Annotated in this window: 16 protein-coding genes and 4 tRNA genes; all 20 read left to right on the top strand. The window is 65.7% G+C overall.

From position 1 onward, the window contains the following. The first annotated feature begins 55 nt into the window (after positions 1-55). The 20 genes from MNQ95_RS02695 (at position 56) to fusA (ending at position 21,384) form a co-directional block, all read left to right on the top strand. Positions 56-1,015, top strand: coding sequence for a ribose-phosphate diphosphokinase (locus MNQ95_RS02695; RefSeq protein ID WP_162411258.1), 960 nt, complete (start codon positions 56-58; stop codon positions 1,013-1,015). 199 nt (positions 1,016-1,214) lie between these two features. After that, positions 1,215-1,835: a 50S ribosomal protein L25/general stress protein Ctc gene (locus MNQ95_RS02690; RefSeq protein ID WP_241953718.1), complete on the top strand. Its 621-nt coding sequence runs from the start codon at positions 1,215-1,217 to the stop codon at positions 1,833-1,835. Between the two features lie 53 nt (positions 1,836-1,888). Continuing rightward, positions 1,889-2,470 (top strand): aminoacyl-tRNA hydrolase, encoded by a 582-nt coding sequence (gene pth, locus MNQ95_RS02685; protein WP_241953717.1) that lies wholly within the window; start codon positions 1,889-1,891, stop codon positions 2,468-2,470. A gap of 71 nt (positions 2,471-2,541) precedes the next feature. Then, positions 2,542-3,633 (top strand): redox-regulated ATPase YchF, encoded by a 1,092-nt coding sequence (ychF, locus tag MNQ95_RS02680; protein ID WP_162411250.1) that lies wholly within the window; start codon positions 2,542-2,544, stop codon positions 3,631-3,633. Positions 3,634-3,752: 119 nt separating this feature from the next. Beyond that, positions 3,753-3,838, top strand: a tRNA-Tyr gene (locus MNQ95_RS02675). Between the two features lie 67 nt (positions 3,839-3,905). Beyond that, positions 3,906-3,979 (top strand) — tRNA-Gly (locus MNQ95_RS02670). Positions 3,980-4,026: 47 nt separating this feature from the next. Next, a tRNA-Thr gene (locus MNQ95_RS02665) sits at positions 4,027-4,102 on the top strand. A 96-nt stretch (positions 4,103-4,198) separates the two neighbouring features. Beyond that, entirely contained in the window at positions 4,199-5,389 is a 1,191-nt protein-coding gene (gene tuf / locus MNQ95_RS02660; RefSeq protein WP_162410744.1) for an elongation factor Tu, read from the top strand. A 101-nt stretch (positions 5,390-5,490) separates the two neighbouring features. Continuing rightward, positions 5,491-5,566: transfer RNA gene (locus MNQ95_RS02655), tRNA-Trp, on the top strand. 66 nt (positions 5,567-5,632) lie between these two features. Further along, entirely contained in the window at positions 5,633-6,037 is a 405-nt protein-coding gene (secE, locus tag MNQ95_RS02650; RefSeq protein WP_162410745.1) for a preprotein translocase subunit SecE, read from the top strand. A 13-nt stretch (positions 6,038-6,050) separates the two neighbouring features. Then, complete coding sequence (gene nusG / locus MNQ95_RS02645; RefSeq protein WP_162410746.1) at positions 6,051-6,608, top strand: transcription termination/antitermination protein NusG; 558 nt, start codon at positions 6,051-6,053, stop codon at positions 6,606-6,608. Between the two features lie 212 nt (positions 6,609-6,820). After that, positions 6,821-7,249, top strand: a complete 429-nt coding sequence (rplK, locus tag MNQ95_RS02640) for a 50S ribosomal protein L11 (protein WP_162410747.1) — start codon at positions 6,821-6,823, stop codon at positions 7,247-7,249. Positions 7,250-7,253: 4 nt separating this feature from the next. Next, on the top strand, positions 7,254-7,952 hold the full coding sequence (gene rplA, locus MNQ95_RS02635) for a 50S ribosomal protein L1 (protein ID WP_162410748.1): 699 nt from the start codon (positions 7,254-7,256) through the stop codon (positions 7,950-7,952). Between the two features lie 374 nt (positions 7,953-8,326). Then, the gene (gene rplJ / locus MNQ95_RS02630) at positions 8,327-8,875 is read left to right on the top strand and encodes a 50S ribosomal protein L10 (RefSeq protein WP_241953716.1); all 549 of its coding nucleotides are present in this window, start codon (positions 8,327-8,329) and stop codon (positions 8,873-8,875) included. A 56-nt stretch (positions 8,876-8,931) separates the two neighbouring features. Beyond that, positions 8,932-9,303: a 50S ribosomal protein L7/L12 gene (rplL, locus tag MNQ95_RS02625; RefSeq protein ID WP_241953715.1), complete on the top strand. Its 372-nt coding sequence runs from the start codon at positions 8,932-8,934 to the stop codon at positions 9,301-9,303. 263 nt (positions 9,304-9,566) lie between these two features. After that, positions 9,567-13,721, top strand: coding sequence for a DNA-directed RNA polymerase subunit beta (gene rpoB, locus MNQ95_RS02620; RefSeq protein WP_241953714.1), 4,155 nt, complete (start codon positions 9,567-9,569; stop codon positions 13,719-13,721). 84 nt (positions 13,722-13,805) lie between these two features. Beyond that, positions 13,806-18,026 carry a DNA-directed RNA polymerase subunit beta' gene (gene rpoC, locus MNQ95_RS02615; RefSeq protein WP_241953713.1) on the top strand — a complete coding sequence of 1,407 codons (4,221 nt, stop codon included), beginning with the start codon at positions 13,806-13,808 and terminating at the stop codon, positions 18,024-18,026. A gap of 236 nt (positions 18,027-18,262) precedes the next feature. After that, complete coding sequence (gene rpsL, locus MNQ95_RS02610) at positions 18,263-18,637, top strand: 30S ribosomal protein S12 (RefSeq protein ID WP_162410753.1); 375 nt, start codon at positions 18,263-18,265, stop codon at positions 18,635-18,637. 15 nt (positions 18,638-18,652) lie between these two features. Further along, positions 18,653-19,120 (top strand): 30S ribosomal protein S7, encoded by a 468-nt coding sequence (rpsG, locus tag MNQ95_RS02605; RefSeq protein ID WP_162410754.1) that lies wholly within the window; start codon positions 18,653-18,655, stop codon positions 19,118-19,120. A gap of 134 nt (positions 19,121-19,254) precedes the next feature. Then, on the top strand, positions 19,255-21,384 hold the full coding sequence (gene fusA, locus MNQ95_RS02600) for an elongation factor G (RefSeq protein ID WP_162410755.1): 2,130 nt from the start codon (positions 19,255-19,257) through the stop codon (positions 21,382-21,384). Positions 21,385-21,418 lie beyond the last annotated feature (34 nt).

The raw sequence follows: 21,418 nt of genomic DNA, 5'->3' as shown, positions 1-21,418 counted from the left end.
ATCGCGCCTCCTCCATGTTCCACACCTTGTTCGAATCGCCGCCGGGATGACCAAGATGCAAGACGAACGCAGCCTGCTTGTCTTCTCCGGAAACGCCAACAAGGCGCTGTCCAACAGCATCTGCCGCGAGCTGGGCGTGCGTCCGGGCAAGGCGCTGGTGTCGACTTTCTCCGACGGCGAAGTGCAGGTGGAGATCGAGGAGAACGTGCGCCGCCAGGAAGTGTTCGTGGTCCAGCCGACCTGCGCGCCGACGGCCGAGAACCTGATGGAACTGCTGGTGCTGATCGACGCGCTCAAGCGCGCCAGCGCCGCCAGCGTCACCGCGGTGGTGCCGTATTTCGGCTATTCGCGCCAGGATCGCCGCCTGCGTTCTTCGCGCGTGCCGATCACGGCCAAGGTCGCCGCCAAGATGTTCAGCGCGGTGGGTACGGACCGGGTCCTGACCGTGGATCTGCATGCCGACCAGATCCAGGGCTTCTTCGACGTGCCGGTCGACAACGTGTACGCCTCGCCGCTGCTGCTGGCCGACATCTGGCGCGCCTACGGCACCGAGAACCTGATCGTGGTCTCGCCGGACGTGGGCGGTGTGGTCCGCGCCCGCGCAGTGGCCAAGCGCCTGGATGACGCCGACCTGGCGATCATCGACAAGCGCCGCCCGCGCGCGAACGTGTCCACGGTGATGAACATCATCGGTGACGTGTCCGGCAAGACCTGCGTGCTGGTGGACGACATCGTCGACACCGCCGGGACGCTGTGCGCCGCGGCGGCGGCGCTGAAGGCGCAGGGCGCGACCAAGGTGGCCGCGTACTGCACCCACCCGGTGCTCTCGGGGCCGGCGGTGGACAACATCACCGGCTCGCAGCTCGACGAGCTGGTGGTTACCGACACCATCCCGCTGTCGCCGGCCGCACGCGCCTGCGGCCGCATCCGGCAGGTCAGCGTGGCAGAGCTGCTGGCCGAGACGATCCGTCGCATCGCGTTCGGCGAATCGGTGAGCTCGCTCTACGTCGACTGAGTCGGCGCAGCCACCCGGCCGGCGACATGCGCCGGCCGCCGGGGGACGGCAATGCGGAACCGGAAAGCCGGTTCCGGATTCCCGATCCCCGGGACCGCAAGGCTCGTCTGGTCGCGGACGAGTCGCCCGGATCACCGCGAGGTGGTCCCTTGAGTGGAATCGCCACGAGGCGTTCCCTACAACTGAAGAGTGAAGAGAAATGGCAACTCATGTGATCAACGTCGAACGTCGCGAGGACGAGGGCAAGGGTGCGAGCCGCCGCCTGCGTCGCGATGGCAAGATTCCGGCCGTCGTCTACGGTGGCGACCTCAAGCCGGTCAACATCCAACTGGACCACGAGAAGCTGTGGCTGGCCCAGCAGAACGAGTGGTTCTACTCCTCGATCCTGGACCTGAGCCTCAATGGCGACGTGCAGCGCGTGCTGCTGCGTGACATGCAGCGCCACCCGTACAAGCAGCTGGTCATGCACCTGGACTTCCTGCGCGTGAACGAGAACGAAGTCCTGCGCGCCGCCGTGCAGCTGCACTTCGTCAACGCCGAGAAGTCCACGGCCGGCAAGACCGCCGGCGTGGTGATCATGCACGAGCTGACGGAAGTCAACGTGTCGTGCCTGCCCAGGGACCTGCCGGAAGCCATCGAGGTCGACCTGTCTGAGCTGGCCGTCGGCGACGTGATCCACCTGTCGGCGTTGAAGCTGCCGGCCGGCGTGGAGATCCCGCAACTGAAGCTGGGTACCGACCATGACGTGGCGGTGGTGATCGCCAAGCACGCCCGCGTCGAGGAAGAGCCGGCTGCCGAAGGCGGCGAAGAGAAGAAGTAAGCCGCTGCGTCCCGCCCGGCGTGCCGGGCGGGACCGCGGTGGGCTCTGCTGCGATGGCGGAACTTCGACTCATCGTCGGGCTGGGCAATCCCGGTCCGGAACACGCGAACACCCGGCACAACGCCGGGTTTCGTTTTGCCGACGCGTTGGCGCAGCAGGCGGGCGTGCGCTTTGGCCTGGAATCGAAGCTGTTCGGCGAGACCGCCAAGGTCGACATCGGCGGCCGCGCGGTGTGGCTGCTCAAGCCGGCGACCTTCATGAACCTGTCGGGCAAGTCGGTGGCCGCGGCGTTGCGCTACTGGAAGATCGAGCCGGAACAGGCGCTGCTGGCGCACGACGAACTCGACCTGGCGCCAGGCGCGGCGCGGTTGAAGTTCGATGGTGGCCACGGAGGCCAGAATGGCCTGCGCGACACGATGCAGCACCTGGGGCATGGCCGGTTCCATCGCCTGCGGATCGGCATCGGCCATCCGGGGCACAAGGACCGGGTCACGGGCTGGGTGCTGGGCAGACCGGGCAAGGACGACGCGGTGCTGATCGATCGTGCGATCGACGACGCCCTGGCGGTCCTGCCGCTGGCGGTGGCGGGCGACTTCAACGAGGCGATGAAGCGGTTGCATACCCCGAAGGCCTAGGTGGCTGCGGGCTGGGATCCGGCGTCGACCGGTGCCCAGCCCCCAATCTCCTGCGGTGACAACAGAGAATCATGGGCATCAAATGCGGCATCGTCGGCTTGCCCAACGTCGGCAAGTCGACCCTCTTCAACGCGCTGACAAAGGCGGGTATCGCCGCCGCCAACTTCCCGTTCTGCACGATCGAGCCGAACGTGGGCGTGGTGCCGGTGCCGGACCCGCGGCTGGGCCAGCTGGCCGAGATCGTCAAGCCCGAGAAGGTGATCGCCACCGCGGTCGAGTTCGTCGACATCGCCGGCCTGGTTGCCGGTGCGGCCAGCGGCGAGGGCCTGGGCAACAAGTTCCTGGCGCACATCCGCGAGGTCGACGCGATCTCGCACGTGGTCCGCTGCTTCGAGCACACGGACATCATCCACGTCGCCGGCAAGGTCGATCCGCTCTCGGACATCGATACGATCGATACCGAGCTCGCGCTTGCCGACCTGGACAGCGTCGAGAAGGCGCTCAACCGCGCCGAACGCTCGGCCAAGGCCGGCGAGAAGGACGCCATCGCGCGCAAGCCGGTGCTGCAGAAGCTGCATGCCGGACTGAGCGAGGGCAGGCCCGGCCGCGCCCTGGGCCTGGATGACGAGGAGCGGGCGCTGGTCCGGGACCTGTTCCTGCTGACCCTCAAGCCGGTCATGTACGTGGCCAACGTCCTGGAGGACGGATTCCACGACAACCCGCTGCTGGAGGCCGTGCGGGCCCGTGCCGCGGCCGAAGGCGCCGAAGTGGTGCCCGTGTCGGCGGCGATCGAAGAGGAGCTGGCCCAGCTCGACGACGAGGATCGCGATACCTTCCTGGCCGACCTGGGCCTGGACGAGCCGGGCCTGAACCGCGTGATCCGTGCCGCCTACCGCCTGTTGGGCCTGCAGACCTACTTCACCGCCGGCGTGAAGGAGGTCCGCGCCTGGACGGTCAAGGCCGGCGCCACCGCGCCGCAGGCCGCCGCGGTGATCCACACCGATTTCGAGAAGGGCTTCATCCGCGCCGAGACCATCGCCTTCGACGACTTCCTGCGCTACCGCGGCGAAGCCGGAGCGCGCGAGGCCGGGCGCATGCGCCTGGAGGGCAAGGAGTACCGGGTCCAGGAAGGCGACGTCCTGCATTTCCGCTTCAACGTCTGACCGCGGCACCGGGCGAAATCGATCTCCGGATCCGTTGACAGCGACGGCGGGGATGGTCAGAATTGCGGGCTGTTTCACCCCGGTCGTACGCGGTTGTACCGGTCGCGGTGGCAGATCCCGGAGGGATACCCAAGCGGCCAACGGGGGCAGACTGTAAATCTGCTGGCTTACGCCTTCGGTGGTTCGAATCCACCTCCCTCCACCAGTTTTAGAAGTGCGGTACGGAACATCGAGGCAAGGCCCGGAGCGGTAGGCCGGGTGTGGTTCCCCTCGCGGGAGTAGTTCAATGGTAGAACCTCAGCCTTCCAAGCTGATGGTGCGGGTTCGATTCCCGTCTCCCGCTCCATTGCGCCACCCAGTTGTTCCGAGAAACAGGTTCCAAGCGTTCCATCCGCTCACGTAGCTCAGTCGGTAGAGCACCTCCTTGGTAAGGAGGAGGTCGAAGGTTCGATTCCTTTCGTGAGCACCATATTCGCGGATCCGTCCGCACCGGGTCTGGCCCCAGGGCCAGGCTTTCGACAAACCAGCAGCACCCCATCTACAACCGTCAGCGAGATAGGCAGCCATGGCCAAGGGTAAATTCGAGCGCACCAAGCCGCACGTGAACGTGGGCACGATCGGTCACGTTGACCACGGCAAGACGACGCTGACCGCGGCGCTGACGAAGATCGGCGCAGAGCGTTTTGGCGGCGAGTTCAAGGCCTACGACGCGATTGACGCGGCGCCGGAAGAGAAGGCGCGCGGCATCACGATTTCGACGGCGCACGTGGAGTACGAATCGGCGAATCGGCATTACGCGCACGTGGATTGCCCTGGGCACGCCGACTACGTGAAGAACATGATCACCGGTGCCGCGCAGATGGACGGCGCGATCCTGGTGTGCTCGGCCGCTGACGGCCCGATGCCGCAGACCCGCGAGCACATCCTGCTGTCGCGCCAGGTCGGCGTGCCGTACATCGTGGTCTTCCTGAACAAGGCGGACATGGTGGACGACGCCGAGCTGCTGGAGCTGGTGGAGATGGAAGTCCGCGAGCTGCTGAGCAAGTACGAGTTCCCGGGCGACGACACCCCGATCATCTCGGGCTCGGCCCGCCTGGCGCTGGAAGGCGACCAGAGCGAGATCGGCGTGCCGGCGATCCTGAAGCTGGTCGATGCGCTGGACACCTGGATCCCGACCCCGGAGCGCGACGTCGACAAGCCGTTCCTGATGCCGGTGGAAGACGTGTTCTCGATTTCGGGCCGCGGCACCGTGGTGACCGGTCGTATCGAGCGCGGCATCATCAAGGTGGGCGAGGAAATCGAGATCGTCGGTATCCGCCCGACCCAGAAGACCACCGTGACCGGCGTGGAAATGTTCCGCAAGCTGCTGGACCAGGGCCAGGCGGGCGACAACGCGGGCCTGCTGCTGCGCGGCACCAAGCGTGACGACGTGGAGCGCGGCCAGGTGCTGTGCAAGCCGGGTTCGATCAAGCCGCACACCGAGTTCGAGGCCGAGGTGTACGTGCTGTCGAAGGACGAGGGCGGCCGCCACACCCCGTTCTTCAAGGGTTACCGTCCGCAGTTCTACTTCCGCACCACCGACATCACCGGCGCGGTTCAGCTGCCGGAGGGTGTGGAGATGGTGATGCCGGGCGACAACGTGAAGATGGTGGTCACGCTGATCAACCCGGTGGCGATGGACGAAGGCCTGCGCTTCGCGATCCGCGAAGGCGGCCGTACGGTCGGCGCCGGCGTCGTGGCCAAGATCGTCAAGTAAGCCCCTGCGGATCCCGGCGACGGGTTCGCCGGAAAGCGCGAAGGGCGGGCCGGAACTTCGGTCCGCCTTCGCCGTCTCAGGGAAGCCCGGGTTTAAAACGTACGCCAGTAGCTCAATTGGCAGAGCAGCGGTCTCCAAAACCGCAGGTTGGGGGTTCGAGTCCCTCCTGGCGTGCCACTTTCCCGGCACCCCTCGCAAGGCTGGTCCGACAGGGCCGCAACGGTTAAGAAGAGCGACAGCGACTTGAACAGCAAGATCAACCCGGCACAGACCGCTTCCGGCGGGGACATCGTCAAGTACGCCATCGCCGCACTGCTTGTCATCGGCGGCCTGTTCGTCTGGTTCTGGTTCTCCGCGCCCGAGCGCGCGGCCCAGCTGGGTTCGTGGGCGCCGCAGCTGCGCGGATTGGCCGTTGTGGTCGGCCTGGTAGCCGGCACGGTTGTTTTTCTGGCCAGCACCAAGGGCCGGGAGGCGCGTGAATTCCTGTCCGAGGCGCGATTCGAGCTGCGCAAGGTGGTCTGGCCGACGCGCCAGGAGACTACCCGCATGGCCTGGGTCGTGGTCGCGGTGGTGGTGATCGTGAGCCTGCTCCTGGCCGGGTTCGATTTCGTCGTACAGAAAGCGATCCAGTGGTTCCTGGGCCGTTGAGGAGAATGTCGCAGTGAAGCGTTGGTACGTGGTACACGCCTATTCCGGCTTCGAGAAGAGCGTCGCCCAGGCGCTGCGCGACCGCATCGTGCGCAACGGCATGGAGGATCGCTTTGGCGACGTCCTGGTGCCGACCGAGGAAGTGATCGAGATGCGCGCCGGGCAGAAGCGCCGCTCCGAGCGCAAGTTCTTCCCGGGATACGTGCTGGTCCAGATCGAGACCCACGACGAGGGTGGCATTCCGCGCATCGACAGCGAGAGCTGGCACCTGATCAAGGAGACCTCCAAGGTCATGGGCTTCATCGGCGGCACCGCCGATCGTCCGCTGCCGATCCGCGACGACGAGGCCGATGCGATCCTGCAGCGCGTTCAGGAAGGCGTGGAGAAGCCGCGTCCGAAGGTGCTGTTCGAGCCGGGCCAGATGGTCCGGGTCACCGACGGGCCGTTCAACGACTTCAATGGCGTGGTCGAGGAAGTCAATTACGAGAAGAGCAGGGTCCGCGTCGCGGTCCTGATCTTCGGCCGGTCCACCCCGGTGGAGCTGGAGTTCGGCCAGGTCGAGAAGGCCTGACGACCGGCCCCGGTCGGGTCCCACGGGGCCCCGTTGTCCTGCTATACTGCGCGGCTCCCTGTCCGGGTTAGCCGGACATCCGCAATGGCCGCCGACCTGGCGGCCTTTGTCGCGAACGGGTTTTCAAGAACAAACGCGATGCCGGGACGCGTGATTTTCCCGGAACGATGGGGAGCCTGCCATGCAGGCGCTAGCACCCGGAGAGCATTGAAATGGCAAAGAAAGTAGTCGGTTACATCAAGCTGCAGGTGAAGGCCGGCCAGGCCAACCCCTCGCCGCCGGTCGGTCCTGCGCTGGGTCAGCGCGGCCTGAACATCATGGAGTTCTGCAAGGCGTTCAACGCAGCGACCTCCAAGCTCGAGCCGGGTCTGCCGACTCCGGTCATCATCACGGCCTACTCGGACCGCACCTTCACCTTCATCACCAAGAGCACCCCGGCCACCGTGCTGCTCAAGAAGGCTGCCGGTGTCACCTCCGGCTCCAAGCGCCCGAACACCGACAAGGTGGGCAAGGTCACCCGCAAGCAGCTCGAGGACATCGCCAAGGCGAAGGAAGCCGACCTGACCGCGGCCGACCTGGACGCAGCTGTGCGCACCATCGCGGGCTCCGCCCGTTCGATGGGTCTTGTGGTGGAGGGCTGAGAACATGGCACTGAACAAGCGACAGAAGGCGATCAAGGCGGCAGTGGAGCCCGGCAAGGCCTACTCCATCGATGAGGCGCTGAAGATCATCAAGGGTTTCACCAAGGCCAAGTTCGTCGAGGCCGTGGACGTTTCGGTCCGCCTTGGCGTTGACGCCAAGAAGTCCGACCAGCAGGTGCGCGGCTCGACCGTGCTGCCGGCCGGTACCGGCAAGAGCGTGCGCGTGGCCGTGTTCGCCCCCGCCGGCGCCAAGGCCGACGAGGCGCTGGCCGCCGGCGCCGAGGCCGTGGGCATGGACGACCTGGCCGAGAAGATGCTGGCTGGCGACCTGAACTACGACGTGGTCATCGCTACCCCGGACGCAATGCGCGTGGTCGGCAAGCTCGGCCAGGTGCTCGGCCCGCGCGGCCTGATGCCGAACCCGAAGGTCGGTACCGTTTCGCCGAACCCGGCCGAGGCAGTGAAGAACGCCAAGTCGGGCCAGGTCCGCTACCGCACCGACAAGGCCGGCATCATCCACGCCACGATCGGCAAGGCCGAGTTCAGCGATGAAGCGCTGAAGTCGAACCTGCAGGCGCTGCTGCTGGACCTGATCAAGGCCAAGCCGGCGACCTCCAAGGGCAACTACCTGCAGAAGGTCTCGCTGAGCTCGACCATGGGCCCGGGCGTGACCGTCGACCAGGCGTCGCTGACCCTTAAGTAATCGTTTAAACCCGCTTCGCCGCATGCAAGGCGAGGCGGGAATTTTGAGGGCAGTCGTCGCGCTCCGGCGTGGCGACAGCCGTCAAAGACCGCAGGTGCGGTCGGCGCACATCGGCGACGGGCAGGGAAGCTCGAGAACGGCATGGATTCGCCGTCGATGCAGCGGGGTCGCTTAATCGAAGGTCCGACAGGGCCTGAGCCTGCGTAGATGGTGCCGCCCTTCTGGAAGTTTTCCCGGCACGACCGACCATTCGGGCGTGCGGATCAGAAAGGCCAGCACCGGGATGCCCGAGGCATCCCCGGCGCGCACGGAAGGGCGCCGCCCAGGACCGCAAGTGGCAGGAGCCGCGAGCGGAGTTCATACGGAGGAGTGTTATGGCTCTCAATCTGTCCCAGAAGAAGGAAGTCGTCGCCGAACTGGCCGACGTCGCCGCCAAGGCGCACTCCCTGATCGCCGCCGAGTACGCAGGCACCACGGTCGCCCAGATGACCGCGATGCGCAAGAAGGCCCGCGAGAACGGCGTGTACTTGAAAGTAGTCAAGAACACGCTGGCCGCGCGCGCCGTCGAAGGCACGGAATACGAGTGCGCCAAGGATGCGCTCGTCGGTCCGCTGCTTTATGCGTTCTCGACCGAGGAGCCCGGCGCCGCCGGTCGCCTGATCAAGGAGTTCGCCAAGGGCAACGACAAGCTGCAGCCGAAGGTGGTCGCCGTAGGCGGCCAGCTGTACCCGGCCAGCCATGTCGAGGTCCTGGCTTCGCTGCCGACGCTCGACCAGGCCCTGGCCATGGTCGCCCGTGCGCTGGCCGAGCCGGCCACCATGTTCGCCCGCGCGGTCAAGGCCGTCGCCGAGCAGCAGGGTGGTGGCGAAGCCGCGCCGGCTGAAGAGGCTGCGTCCACCGAGGCCCCGGCCGAAACGGCCTGAGTCGCGTCGACGATTTCCGAAATCCCTTTCCAGAAAACATTCAGAAGGTAATCACAATGTCCCTTTCCAACGAGCAGATCGTCGAAGCCATCGCCGGCAAGACCCTGATGGAAGTGATGGAGCTGGTCAAGGCCATCGAAGAGAAGTTCGGCGTCTCCGCCGCCGCCCCGGTCGCCGTGGCCGCCGGCCCGGTTGCCGCTGCCGCCGTCGAAGAGCAGACCGAGTTCACCGTCGTGCTGAAGGCCGCCGGCGAGAAGAAGGTCGAAGTCATCAAGGCCGTCCGCGCCATCACCGGCCTGGGCCTGAAGGAAGCCAAGGACCTGGTCGAAGGCGCTCCGAAGGACGTCAAGGAAGGCGTGTCCAAGGACGACGCCGCCAAGTACAAGAAGGACCTTGAAGCCGCCGGCGCCACCGTCGAGCTCAAGTAAGCGGCACCTTGCATCGCCGGAACGCTCGGTGATGCGCCAAGGCTGGGGGCGAAAGCCCCCGGCCTTTGGTCGTTCCGGAGCCCTGCGCTCCCGGCGGCCGCAGCAGGGCGAAAACCCAGTCTCACGCACATGCGGAGCTGGTAGTCGGAAGTAGCGATAGATGGCGTGCTGGTGCCGGCAATACCAGCGACTACCGACTGACAGCTTCACGTTCCCCCGGTCCGCGCCACGCGCGGCCCGCACTGCCAAAGGTGGTACATCCAATGACGACGTACTCGTTCACCGAGAAGAAGCGCATCCGCAAGGATTTCGGCAAGCAGCGCTCGATCCTCGAGGTGCCGTTCCTGCTCGCCATCCAGGTCGATTCCTACCGGGACTTCCTGCAGGCCGACACCGATTCGGCCAAGCGCCGCGACCAGGGCCTGCATGCCGCCCTGAAGTCGGTGTTCCCGATCACCAGCTATAGCGGGAACGCCGCGCTGGAGTACGTGGGCTACAAGCTCGGCGAGCCCGTGTTCGACGAGCGCGAGTGCCGCAACCGTGGCCTGTCCTACGGCGCCCCGCTGCGCGTGACCGTGCGCCTGGTGATCTACGACCGCGAGTCCTCGACCAAGGCGATCAAGTACGTCAAGGAGCAGGAGGTCTACCTCGGCGAGATCCCGCTGATGACCGAGCACGGCACGTTCATCGTGAACGGCACCGAGCGGGTCATCGTCTCGCAGCTGCACCGCTCGCCGGGCGTGTTCTTCGACCACGACCGCGGCAAGACCCACAGCTCGGGCAAGCTGCTGTACAGCGCCCGCATCATTCCCTACCGCGGCTCCTGGCTGGACTTCGAGTTCGACCCGAAGGACGCGCTGTACACCCGTATCGACCGCCGCCGCAAGCTGCCGGTGACGATCCTGCTGCGCGCACTGGGCTACAACAACGAAGAAATGCTGCGTGCGTTCTTCGAGATCAACACCTTCCACATCGACCCGAGCGAAGGCGTGCAGCTGGAGCTGGTGCCCGAGCGCCTGCGCGGCGAGACGCTGAACTTCGACCTGGCCGATGGCGAGAAGGTCATCGTCGAGGCCGGCAAGCGCATCACCGCGCGCCACGTGCGTCAGCTCGAGCAGGCGGGGGTTACCGCACTGGCCGTGCCGGACGAGTACCTGCTCACCCGCATCCTGGCCCATGACGTGGTCGATGCGAACACTGGCGAACTGCTGGCGAGCGCCAACGACGAGATCAACGAAGAGCAGCTGGCCGCCTTCCGCAAGGCCGGCGTGGCCAGCGTGGGCACGCTGTGGGTCAACGACCTGGATCGCGGCCCGTACCTGTCCAACACCCTGCGCATCGACCCGAGCCGTACCCAGCTCGAGGCGCTGGTCGAGATCTACCGGATGATGCGTCCGGGCGAGCCGCCGACCAAGGAAGCCGCGCAGAACCTGTTCCACAACCTGTTCTTCACCTTCGAGCGCTACGACCTTTCGGGCGTGGGCCGGATGAAGTTCAACCGTCGCGTGGGTCGCAAGGAGACCACGGGCGAGGCCGTGCTGTTCGACCACCAGTACTTCTCGCAGCGCAATGACGAGGAGTCCAAACGGCTGGTCGCCGCCCAGGGCAAGACCTCCGACATCCTCGACGTGCTGAACGTGCTGACCGAGATCCGCAACGGTCGTGGCGTAGTGGACGACATCGACCACCTGGGCAACCGTCGCGTGCGTTCGGTCGGCGAGATGGCCGAGAACGTGTTCCGCGTCGGCCTGGTCCGCGTCGAGCGCGCGGTGAAGGAGCGCCTGTCGATGGCCGAGTCCGAGGGCCTGACCCCGCAGGAACTGATCAACGCCAAGCCGGTGGCCGCCGCGATCAAGGAGTTCTTCGGCTCCTCGCAGCTGTCGCAGTTCATGGACCAGAACAACCCGCTGTCGGAAGTCACCCACAAGCGCCGCGTCTCGGCGCTGGGCCCGGGCGGCCTGACCCGCGAGCGCGCCGGCTTCGAAGTGCGCGACGTGCACCCGACCCATTACGGCCGCGTCTGCACCATCGAAACCCCGGAAGGCCCGAACATCGGCCTGATCAACTCGCTGGCGGTGTTCGCCCGCACCAACCAGTACGGCTTCCTGGAAACGCCGTACCGCAAGGTCGTGGACGGCCGCTTCACCGACGAGGTCGACTACCTGTCGGCGATCGAGGAGAACGAGTACGTCATCGCCCAGGTCAATGCCGCGCATGACGCCTCCGGCAAGCTGACCGAGCTGTTCGTGCCGTGCCGTTACCAGGGCGAATCGCTGCTCAAGCCGCCGGCCGAGATCCATTACATGGACGTCTCGCCGATGCAGACCGTGTCGGTCGCCGCGGCGCTGGTGCCGTTCCTGGAGCACGATGACGCCAACCGCGCGCTGATGGGCGCCAACATGCAGCGCCAGGCCGTGCCGACGCTGCGTTCGCAGACTCCGCTGGTCGGTACCGGCATCGAGCGCGCCGTGGCGCGCGACTCGGGCGTGACCGTGAACGCGCGTCGTGGCGGCGTCATCGAGCAGGTCGATGCGGGCCGCATCGTGGTCAAGGTCAACGAGGTGGAAATCTCCGGCGAGCACGATGCCGGCGTGGACATCTACACCCTGACCAAGTACACCCGTTCGAACCAGAACACCTGCATCAACCAGACCCCGCTGGTGCACGTGGGCGACGTGATCGCGCGAGGCGACGTGCTGGCCGACGGTCCGTCGACCGACATCGGCGAGCTGGCCCTGGGCCAGAACATGCTGATCGCGTTCATGCCGTGGAACGGCTACAACTTCGAGGACTCGATCCTGCTGTCGGAGCGCGTGGTCCAGGAAGACCGCTACACCACGATCCACATCGAAGAGCTGACCTGCGCGGCCCGCGACACCAAGCTGGGTCCGGAGGAGATCACCGCCGACATCCCGAACGTGTCCGAGCAGGCGCTCAACCGCCTGGACGAGTCCGGCGTGGTGTACATCGGCGCCGAAGTGCGTGCCGGCGACATCCTGGTCGGCAAGGTCACGCCGAAGGGCGAAAGCCAGCTGACCCCGGAGGAGAAGCTGCTGCGTGCGATCTTCGGCGAGAAGGCGTCCGACGTTAAGGACAGCTCGCTGCGCGTGCCGCCGGGCATGGACGGCACCGTCATCGACGTGCAGGTCTTCACCCGCGACGGCATCGAGAAGGACAAGCGCGCAAAGCAGATCGAAGAGAGCGAGATCAAGCGCGTCAAGAAGGACTTCGACGACCAGTTCCGCATCCTGGAAGCGGCGATCTACGCGCGCCTGCGCTCGCAGATCGTGGGCAAGGTCGCCAACGGCGGCCCGGGCCTGAAGAAGGGCGACACCCTCAACGACGCGTACCTGGACGGCCTGAAGAAGGCCGACTGGTTCCTGCTGCGGATGAAGGACGAGGACGCTTCGGAAGCCATCGAGCGCGCGCAGAAGCAGATCGCCGCGCACGAGAAGGAGTTCGAGCGCCGCTTCGACGACAAGCGCGGCAAGATCACCCAGGGCGACGACCTCGCACCGGGCGTGCTGAAGATGGTCAAGGTGTTCCTGGCCGTGAAGCGCCGCATCCAGCCAGGCGACAAGATGGCCGGCCGCCACGGCAACAAGGGCGTCGTCTCGAACGTGGTTCCGGTCGAGGACATGCCGTACATGGCCAGCGGCGAGTCGGTGGACATCGTGCTCAACCCGCTGGGCGTGCCGTCGCGTATGAACATCGGCCAGATCCTGGAAGTGCACCTGGGCTGGGCAGCCAAGGGCCTGGGTCGCAAGATCCAGCGGATGCTCGAGGCCCAGACCGCGGTCAAGGACCTGCGCAAGTTCCTCGAGGACATCTACAACCACGACCGTACCGCGGTCGGCGAGCGCGTGGACCTGTCGCAGTTCAGCGATGAAGAGCTGCTGGGCATGGCCAAGAACCTGACCGTCGGCGTGCCGATGGCAACCCCGGTGTTCGACGGCGCGAGCGAGGCGGAGATCAAGCGCATGCTCGAGCTGGCTGAGCTGCCGAGCAGCGGCCAGACCGTGCTGCACGACGGCCGCACCGGCGAAGCGTTCGAGCGTCCGGTGACCGTCGGCTACATGCACTACCTGAAGCTGAACCACCTGGTCGACGACAAGATGCACGCGCGTTCGACCGGTCCGTACTCGCTCGTTACCCAGCAGCCGCTGGGCGGCAAGGCGCAGTTCGGTGGCCAGCGCTTCGGTGAAATGGAAGTCTGGGCGCTGGAAGCCTACGGCGCGGCCTACACCCTGCAGGAGATGCTGACGGTGAAGTCCGACGACGTGCAGGGCCGCAACCAGATGTACAAGAACATCGTCGACGGCAACCACGAGATGGTCGCCGGCATGCCGGAATCCTTCAACGTCCTGGTGAAGGAAATCCGCTCGCTGGCCATCAACATGGAGTTGGAGGACGAGTAAGGCGCGCCGCGCGGCATGCACGCGCATGCCGCGCTCCCTACCGAACCGCCCATCGACTGCCTTCACTCCTGACGGAGACAAGAAATGAAAGACCTGCTCAATCTCTTCAACCAGCAGCGCCAGACGCTGGACTTCGACGCGATCAAGATCGCGCTGGCCTCGCCCGACCTGATCCGTTCGTGGTCGTTCGGCGAGGTGAAGAAGCCCGAGACGATCAACTACCGTACCTTCAAGCCCGAGCGCGACGGCCTGTTCTGCGCCGCCATCTTCGGCCCGATCAAGGACTACGAGTGCCTGTGCGGCAAGTACAAGCGCATGAAGCACCGTGGCGTGGTCTGCGAGAAGTGCGGCACGGAAGTGACCCTGGCCAAGGTGCGCCGCGAGCGCATGGGCCACATCGACCTGGCCTCGCCGGTCGCGCACATCTGGTTCCTCAAGTCGCTGCCGTCGCGCATCGGCCTGATGCTGGACATGACCCTGCGTGACATCGAGCGCATCCTGTACTTCGAAGCCTACGTGGTCACCGAGCCGGGCCTGACCCCGCTCGACCGCCGCCAGCTGCTGACCGAAGAGCAGTTCCTGACCGCGCGCCAGGAGCACGGTGACGACTTCGACGCCGCGATGGGCGCCGAGGCGATCTACGAGCTGCTGCGCACGATCGACCTGCAGGCCGAGATGGCCCGCCTGCGCGAGGAAATCGCGGCGACCGGTTCGGAGACCAAGCTCAAGCGCCTGACCAAGCGGATCAAGCTGGTCGAGGCGTTCATCGACTCCGGCAACCGCCCGGAGTGGATGGTCATGACCGTGCTGCCGGTGCTGCCGCCGGACCTGCGTCCGCTGGTCCCGCTGGACGGTGGCCGCTTCGCGACCTCCGACCTCAACGACCTGTACCGCCGCGTCATCAACCGCAACAACCGCCTGCGCCGCCTGCTTGAACTCAATGCGCCCGACATCATCGTGCGCAACGAGAAGCGCATGCTGCAGGAGTCGGTCGATGCGCTGATGGACAACGGCCGCCGCGGCCGCGCCATCACCGGCACCAACAAGCGCCCGCTCAAGTCGCTGGCCGACATGATCAAGGGCAAGCAGGGTCGCTTCCGCCAGAACCTGCTGGGCAAGCGCGTGGACTACTCGGGCCGTTCGGTCATCGTGGTCGGTCCGTACCTGCGCCTGCACCAGTGCGGCCTGCCGAAGAAGATGGCGCTGGAACTGTTCAAGCCGTTCGTGTTCGCAAAGTTGCAGCGTCGCGGCCTGGCCACCACGATCAAGGCCGCCAAGAAGCTGGTCGAGCGTGAAGAAGCCGAGGTCTGGGACATCCTGGAAGAGGTGATCCGCGAGCATCCGGTCCTGCTGAACCGTGCGCCGACCCTGCACCGCCTGGGCATCCAGGCGTTCGAGCCGGTGCTGATCGAGGGCAAGGCCATCCAGCTGCACCCGCTGGTCTGCACCGCGTTCAACGCCGACTTCGACGGTGACCAGATGGCCGTGCACGTCCCGCTGAGCCTCGAGGCCCAGCTGGAAGCGCGCGCGCTGATGATGTCGACCAACAACATCCTGTCGCCCGCCAACGGCGAGCCGATCATCGTGCCGTCGCAGGACGTCGTGCTCGGCCTGTACTACATGACCCGCGCCCTCGAGAACAAGAAGGGCGAGGGCATGGCGTTCGCGAACGTGGCCGAGGTCAAGCGCGCCTACGACAACCGCGTGGTGGAGCTGCATGCCAAGGTCAAGGTCCGCATCGTCGAGGTAGTGACCGACGAGGCCGGCAACAAGCAGAAGTCGACCTCGATCGTGGACACCACGGTCGGTCGCGCGCTGCTGGCCGAGATCCTGCCGGAGGGCCTGCCGTTCGCGCTGGCCAACACCGAGCTGACCAAGAAGAACATCAGCCGCCTGATCAACTCGTGCTACCGCCAGCTGGGCCTGAAGGACACCGTGGTGTTCGCCGACCAGCTGATGTACACCGGCTTCGCCTTCGCGACCCGCGCCGGCGTGTCGATCGGCATCGACGACATGCTGATCCCGGACGAGAAGAAGGGCATCCTGACCGAGGCCGAGGCCGAGGTGCTGGAGATCCAGGAGCAATACCAGAGCGGCCTGGTCACCGCCGGCGAACGCTACAACAAGGTGGTCGACATCTGGTCGCGCACCAACGAGCGCATCGCCAAGGCGATGATGGACACGATCGGCACCGACAAGGTGGTCAACGCGAAGGGCGAGGAAATCGCCCAGAAGTCGATGAACTCCCTGTACATCATGGCCGACTCCGGCGCGCGTGGTTCGCAGGCGCAGATCCGCCAGCTGGCCGGTATGCGCGGCCTGATGGCGCGTCCGGACGGCTCGATCATCGAGACGCCCATCAAGGCCAACTTCCGCGAAGGCCTGAACGTGCAGGAGTACTTCAACTCCACCCACGGTGCCCGTAAGGGCCTGGCCGATACCGCGCTGAAGACCGCGAACTCCGGTTACCTGACCCGTCGCCTGGTCGACGTGGCCCAGGACGTGGTCATCACCGAGGTCGACTGCGGCACCTCGCACGGCCTGACCATGACCCCGATCGTGGAAGGCGGCGACGTGGTCGAGCCGCTGCGCGACCGCGTGCTGGGTCGTGTCGTGGTCGAGGACGTGTTCCTGCCGGGCAACGACGAGGATCCGATCGTCACCCGCAATGCCCTGCTCGACGAAGCGTGGGTGCAGAAGCTCGAAGATGCCGGCGTCCAGTCGATCAAGGTGCGTTCCACCATCACCTGCGAATCGGCGTTCGGCGTGTGCGCGCAGTGCTACGGCCGCGACCTGGCCCGTGGCCACATCGTCAACATCGGCGAAGCGGTCGGCGTCATCGCCGCCCAGTCGATCGGCGAGCCGGGCACCCAGCTGACCATGCGTACGTTCCACATCGGTGGTGCGGCCTCGCGTGCGGCGGCGGTGGACAGCATCACGGTCAAGACGACCGGTTCGGTGAAGTTCAACAACCTCAAGTCGGTCGAACACAGCAACGGCAACCTGGTTGCCGTGTCGCGCTCGGGCGAAATCTCGGTCCTCGACCCGCACGGCCGCGAGCGTGAGCGCTACAAGCTGCCTTACGGTTCGACCATCACCGTCAAGGATCTGGCTGCGGTGAAGGCGGGTCAGTCGGTCGCGAACTGGGACCCGCATAACCACCCGATCGTGTCGGAAGTGGCCGGTTTCATGCGCTTCATCGACTTCGTCGACGGCGTCACCGTCATCGAGAAGACCGACGAACTCACCGGCCTGGCGTCGCGCGAGATCACCGATCCCAAGCGTCGCGGCTCGATGGGCAAGGACCTGCGTCCGCTGGTCCGCATCGTCGACAAGGACGGCAAGGACCTGACCCTCCCGAACACCGACCTGCCGGCCCAGTACCTGCTGCCGCCGCGTTCGCTGGTGAACCTGCAGGATGGCGCCGCGGTCGGCGTGGGCGACGTGGTCGCCAAGATCCCGCAGGAAGCGTCCAAGACCCGCGACATCACCGGTGGTCTGCCGCGCGTGGCCGACTTGTTCGAGGCGCGCAAGCCGAAGGATCCGGCGATCCTGGCCGAGCGTTCGGGCGTGGTCAGCTTCGGCAAGGACACCAAGGGCAAGCAGCGCCTGATCATCCGTGACAACGAGGGTGGCGAGCACGAGGAGCTGATCCCGAAGTACCGCCAGATCATCGTGTTCGAAGGCGAGCACGTGACCAAGGGCGAGACCGTGGTGGACGGCGAGCCGAGCCCGCAGGACATCCTGCGCCTGCTGGGTATCGAGCCGCTGGCTGCGTACCTGGTCAAGGAAATCCAGGACGTCTACCGCCTGCAGGGCGTGAAGATCAACGACAAGCACATCGAGGTCATCACCCGCCAGATGCTGCGCAAGGTCGAGATCGCCGACCAGGGCGATTCGAAGTTCCTCAATGGCGAGCAGGTCGAGCGCCAGCGCGTCATCGAGGAGAACGCCCGCCTGCTGGCCCGCAAGGAGCTGCCGGCCAGGATCGATCCGGTCCTGCTGGGCATCACCAAGGCGTCGCTGGCGACCGAATCGTTCATCTCCGCGGCCTCCTTCCAGGAGACCACGCGCGTGCTGACCGAGGCTGCCGTTCGCGGTACCCGCGACAGCCTGCGCGGCCTGAAGGAAAACGTGATCGTCGGTCGCCTGATCCCGGCCGGTACCGGCCTGGCGTATCACAGCAAGCGTCGGCGTTCCTCGACCGGTCTCACTGACGCTGAGATGAGTGCGCTCACCGGCGGGAACGAGCCGGTCGCCGAATCGCCGGCCGAGGTGGTCGCCGACGAGGGTGCCAGCGAGTAAGTAGAAAGGTTGGCCGGGCCGGAAGGCCCGGCTCCTGGTGGGGAAGGATCCCCGCCAGACCGTCTCGGGCCGGCCTTGCGCTGCCCGGGACTTGACACCAGGGATGGGGGTCGGTTGACGCAGTTTCTGGCCGACCGCTATACTCTCCTGTCTCGGCAGGCCGTCCTTCGGCCTGCCGTCGTTTTCACGTACCGGCCCCGGCTCCAGCGCGGGCCCCAAGCAGAAGAACCTTACAGATGGCAACGATCAACCAGCTTGTCCGCAAGCCGCGGAAGGCGGAGACCTACAAGAGCGCCTCGCCGGCACTCGAGAAGTGCCCGCAGCGCCGTGGTGTTTGCACCCGTGTATACACCACCACCCCGAAGAAGCCGAACTCGGCCCTGCGCAAGGTCGCCAAGGTGCGCCTGACCAACGGCTACGAGGTCATCTCGTACATCGGCGGCGAAGGCCACAACCTGCAGGAGCACTCCGTTGTGCTGATCCGCGGCGGCCGCGTCAAGGATCTTCCGGGCGTGCGCTACCACACCGTTCGTGGTTCGCTCGACGCTGCTGGCGTCACCAAGCGCCGCCAGGGCCGTTCCAAGTACGGCGCCAAGCGCCCGAAGAGCTAATCGAGGAAGCACGACATGTCCCGTAAAGGTTCCACCCCCCAGCGCGCCGTCCTTCCCGATCCGAAGCACGGGAGCGAGACCATCGCCCGCTTCATCAATATGGTGATGAAGAGCGGCAAGAAGTCGATCGCCGAGAACATCGTGTATGACGCGATGGACGTGATCGGCGAGAAGAACCCCAACGCCGTCGAGCTGGTACAGAAGGCGCTGGACAACGTTTCCCCGGCAGTCGAGGTGAAGTCCCGTCGCGTCGGCGGCGCCACCTACCAGGTTCCGGTGGAAGTGCGTACGTCCCGTCGTCTGGCCCTGGCCATGCGTTGGCTGATCGATTCCGCCCGCAAGCGCGGCGAGAACTCGATGGCCCGCAAGCTGGCCGCCGAGCTGGTCGATGCCTCGGAGAACCGTGGCGGCGCGATCAAGAAGCGTGAAGAGACGCACCGCATGGCCGAGGCCAACAAGGCCTTCGCGCACTACCGCTGGTAATGCGGCCGGGCCCCTGAGCGGGCCCGTCCCCACCAGTTCAGGCGGCGCGGACATGTTCCGCGCCTCTGTCTTTCGGAAGCCGGCGCACCGCGCCGCTCCGTCATCCAAAAGCCAAAAGCAAACGAGAGGCTCCCGTGGCCCGCACCACTCCCATCGAGCGTTACCGCAACTTCGGCATCATGGCCCACATCGATGCCGGCAAGACCACCACGTCCGAGCGCATCCTGTTCTACACCGGCAAGAGCCACAAGATCGGTGAAGTGCACGATGGCGCCGCGACCATGGATTGGATGGAGCAGGAGCAGGAACGTGGCATCACGATCCAGTCCGCCGCCACGACCGCGTTCTGGAAGGGCATGGACAAGTCCCTGCCGGAGCACCGCTTCAACATCATCGATACCCCCGGGCACGTCGACTTCACGATCGAAGTCGAGCGTTCGCTGCGCGTGCTCGATGGCGCGGTGTTCGTGTTGTGCGCCGTGGGCGGCGTGCAGCCGCAGTCGGAGACGGTGTGGCGCCAGGCCAACAAGTACCACGTGCCGCGCATTGCGTTCGTCAACAAGATGGACCGCACCGGTGCCAACTTCTACAAGGTCCGTGACCAGCTGAAGGCCCGCCTGGGCGCGGTGCCGGTGCCGATGCAGGTGCCGATCGGCGCCGAAGACGGTTTCGAGGGCGTGGTCGACCTGCTCAAGATGAAGGCGATCCATTGGGATACGGCTTCCCAGGGCCTGAGCTTCGAGTACCGCGAAATCCCGGAAGAGCTCAAGGCTCAGGCCGCGGAGGAGCGCGCGTTCATGGTCGAGTCGGCTGCCGAAGCCAGCGAAGAGCTGATGAACAAGTACCTGGAAGGGGGCGACCTCACCGAGGAAGAGATCGTCAACGGCCTGCGTTCGCGCACGCTTAATGTCGAGATCGTGCCGATGTTCTGCGGCTCGGCGTTCAAGAACAAGGGCGTGCAGGCCATGCTCGACGGCGTCATCAACCTGCTGCCGTCGCCTGTCGATGTGCCGGCGGTGAAGGGCCAGGACGTGGACGACGAGACCAAGGAGCTGACCCGCGAATCCAGCGACAAGGCACCCTTCTCGGCGCTCGCGTTCAAGATCATGACCGATCCGTTCGTCGGTTCGTTGACCTTCTTCCGCGTCTATTCGGGCACGCTGAATGCCGGCGACGCCGTTCTGAACTCGGTCAAGAACAAGAAGGAGCGCATCGGCCGCCTGCTGCAGATGCACTCCAACAATCGTGAAGAGATCAAGGAAGTGCTGGCAGGCGACATCGCCGCCGCCGTGGGCCTGAAGGACGTCACCACCGGCGACACCCTGTGCTCGCAGGATTCGCCGATCGTGCTCGAGCGCATGGCGTTCCCGGAGCCGGTGATCTCGATGGCGGTCGAGCCGAAGACCAAGTCCGACCAGGAGAAGATGGGCAACGCACTGAGCCGCCTGGCCCAGGAAGACCCGTCGTTCCGCGTCAAGACCGACGAAGAGTCGGGCCAGACGATCATCTCGGGCATGGGCGAGCTGCACCTGGATATCATCGTTGACCGCATGAAGCGCGAGTTCAACGTCGAGGCCAACGTCGGCAAGCCGCAGGTCGCGTACCGCGAGACCATTCGCCTGAGCGACGTGAAGTCCGACTACAAGCACGCCAAGCAGTCCGGTGGTAAGGGCCAGTACGGCCACGTCGTCATCGAGATGTCGCCGATCAGCGCTGCCGATCGCGAGAAGTACGCTGCCGACATCAAGGATGACTTCCTGTTCGTCAATGACATCAGTGGCGGCGTGATCCCGAAGGAGTTCATCCCGTCGGTGGAGAAGGGCATGCGCGAAACCATCACCAGCGGTCCGCTCGCGGGCTTCCCGGTGGTGGGCGTGAAGGCCAAGCTGGTGTTCGGTTCGTACCATGACGTCGACTCCTCGGAAATGGCGTTCAAGCTGGCCGCCTCGATGGCGTTCAAGCAGGGTTTCGCCAAGGCCAAGCCGGTGCTGCTCGAGCCGATCATGAAGGTCGAGATCGTCAGCCCCGAGGACTACCTGGGTGACGTGATGGGCGACGTGAGCCGCCGCCGCGGCGTCCTCCAGGGTCAGGACGACAGCCCGTCGGGCAAGATCATCAACGCGATGATCCCGCTGGGCGAAATGTTCGGTTACGCGACCACCCTGCGTTCGATGAGCCAGGGCCGCGCCACCTTCTCGATGGAATTCGACCATTACGAAGAAGCGCCGAACAACATCGCCGAGACGGTAATCAAGAAGAGCTGATCCGGATTCGTCCGGATCGATCAAAACCGCATAA

The organism is Pseudoxanthomonas daejeonensis, from assembly GCF_022637495.1.
GTDB classification, from domain to species: Bacteria; Pseudomonadota; Gammaproteobacteria; order Xanthomonadales; family Xanthomonadaceae; genus Pseudoxanthomonas; species Pseudoxanthomonas daejeonensis.
The sequence above is the reverse complement of the archived record's forward strand: the minus strand, read 5'-3'. Positions and strand labels throughout refer to the sequence as shown.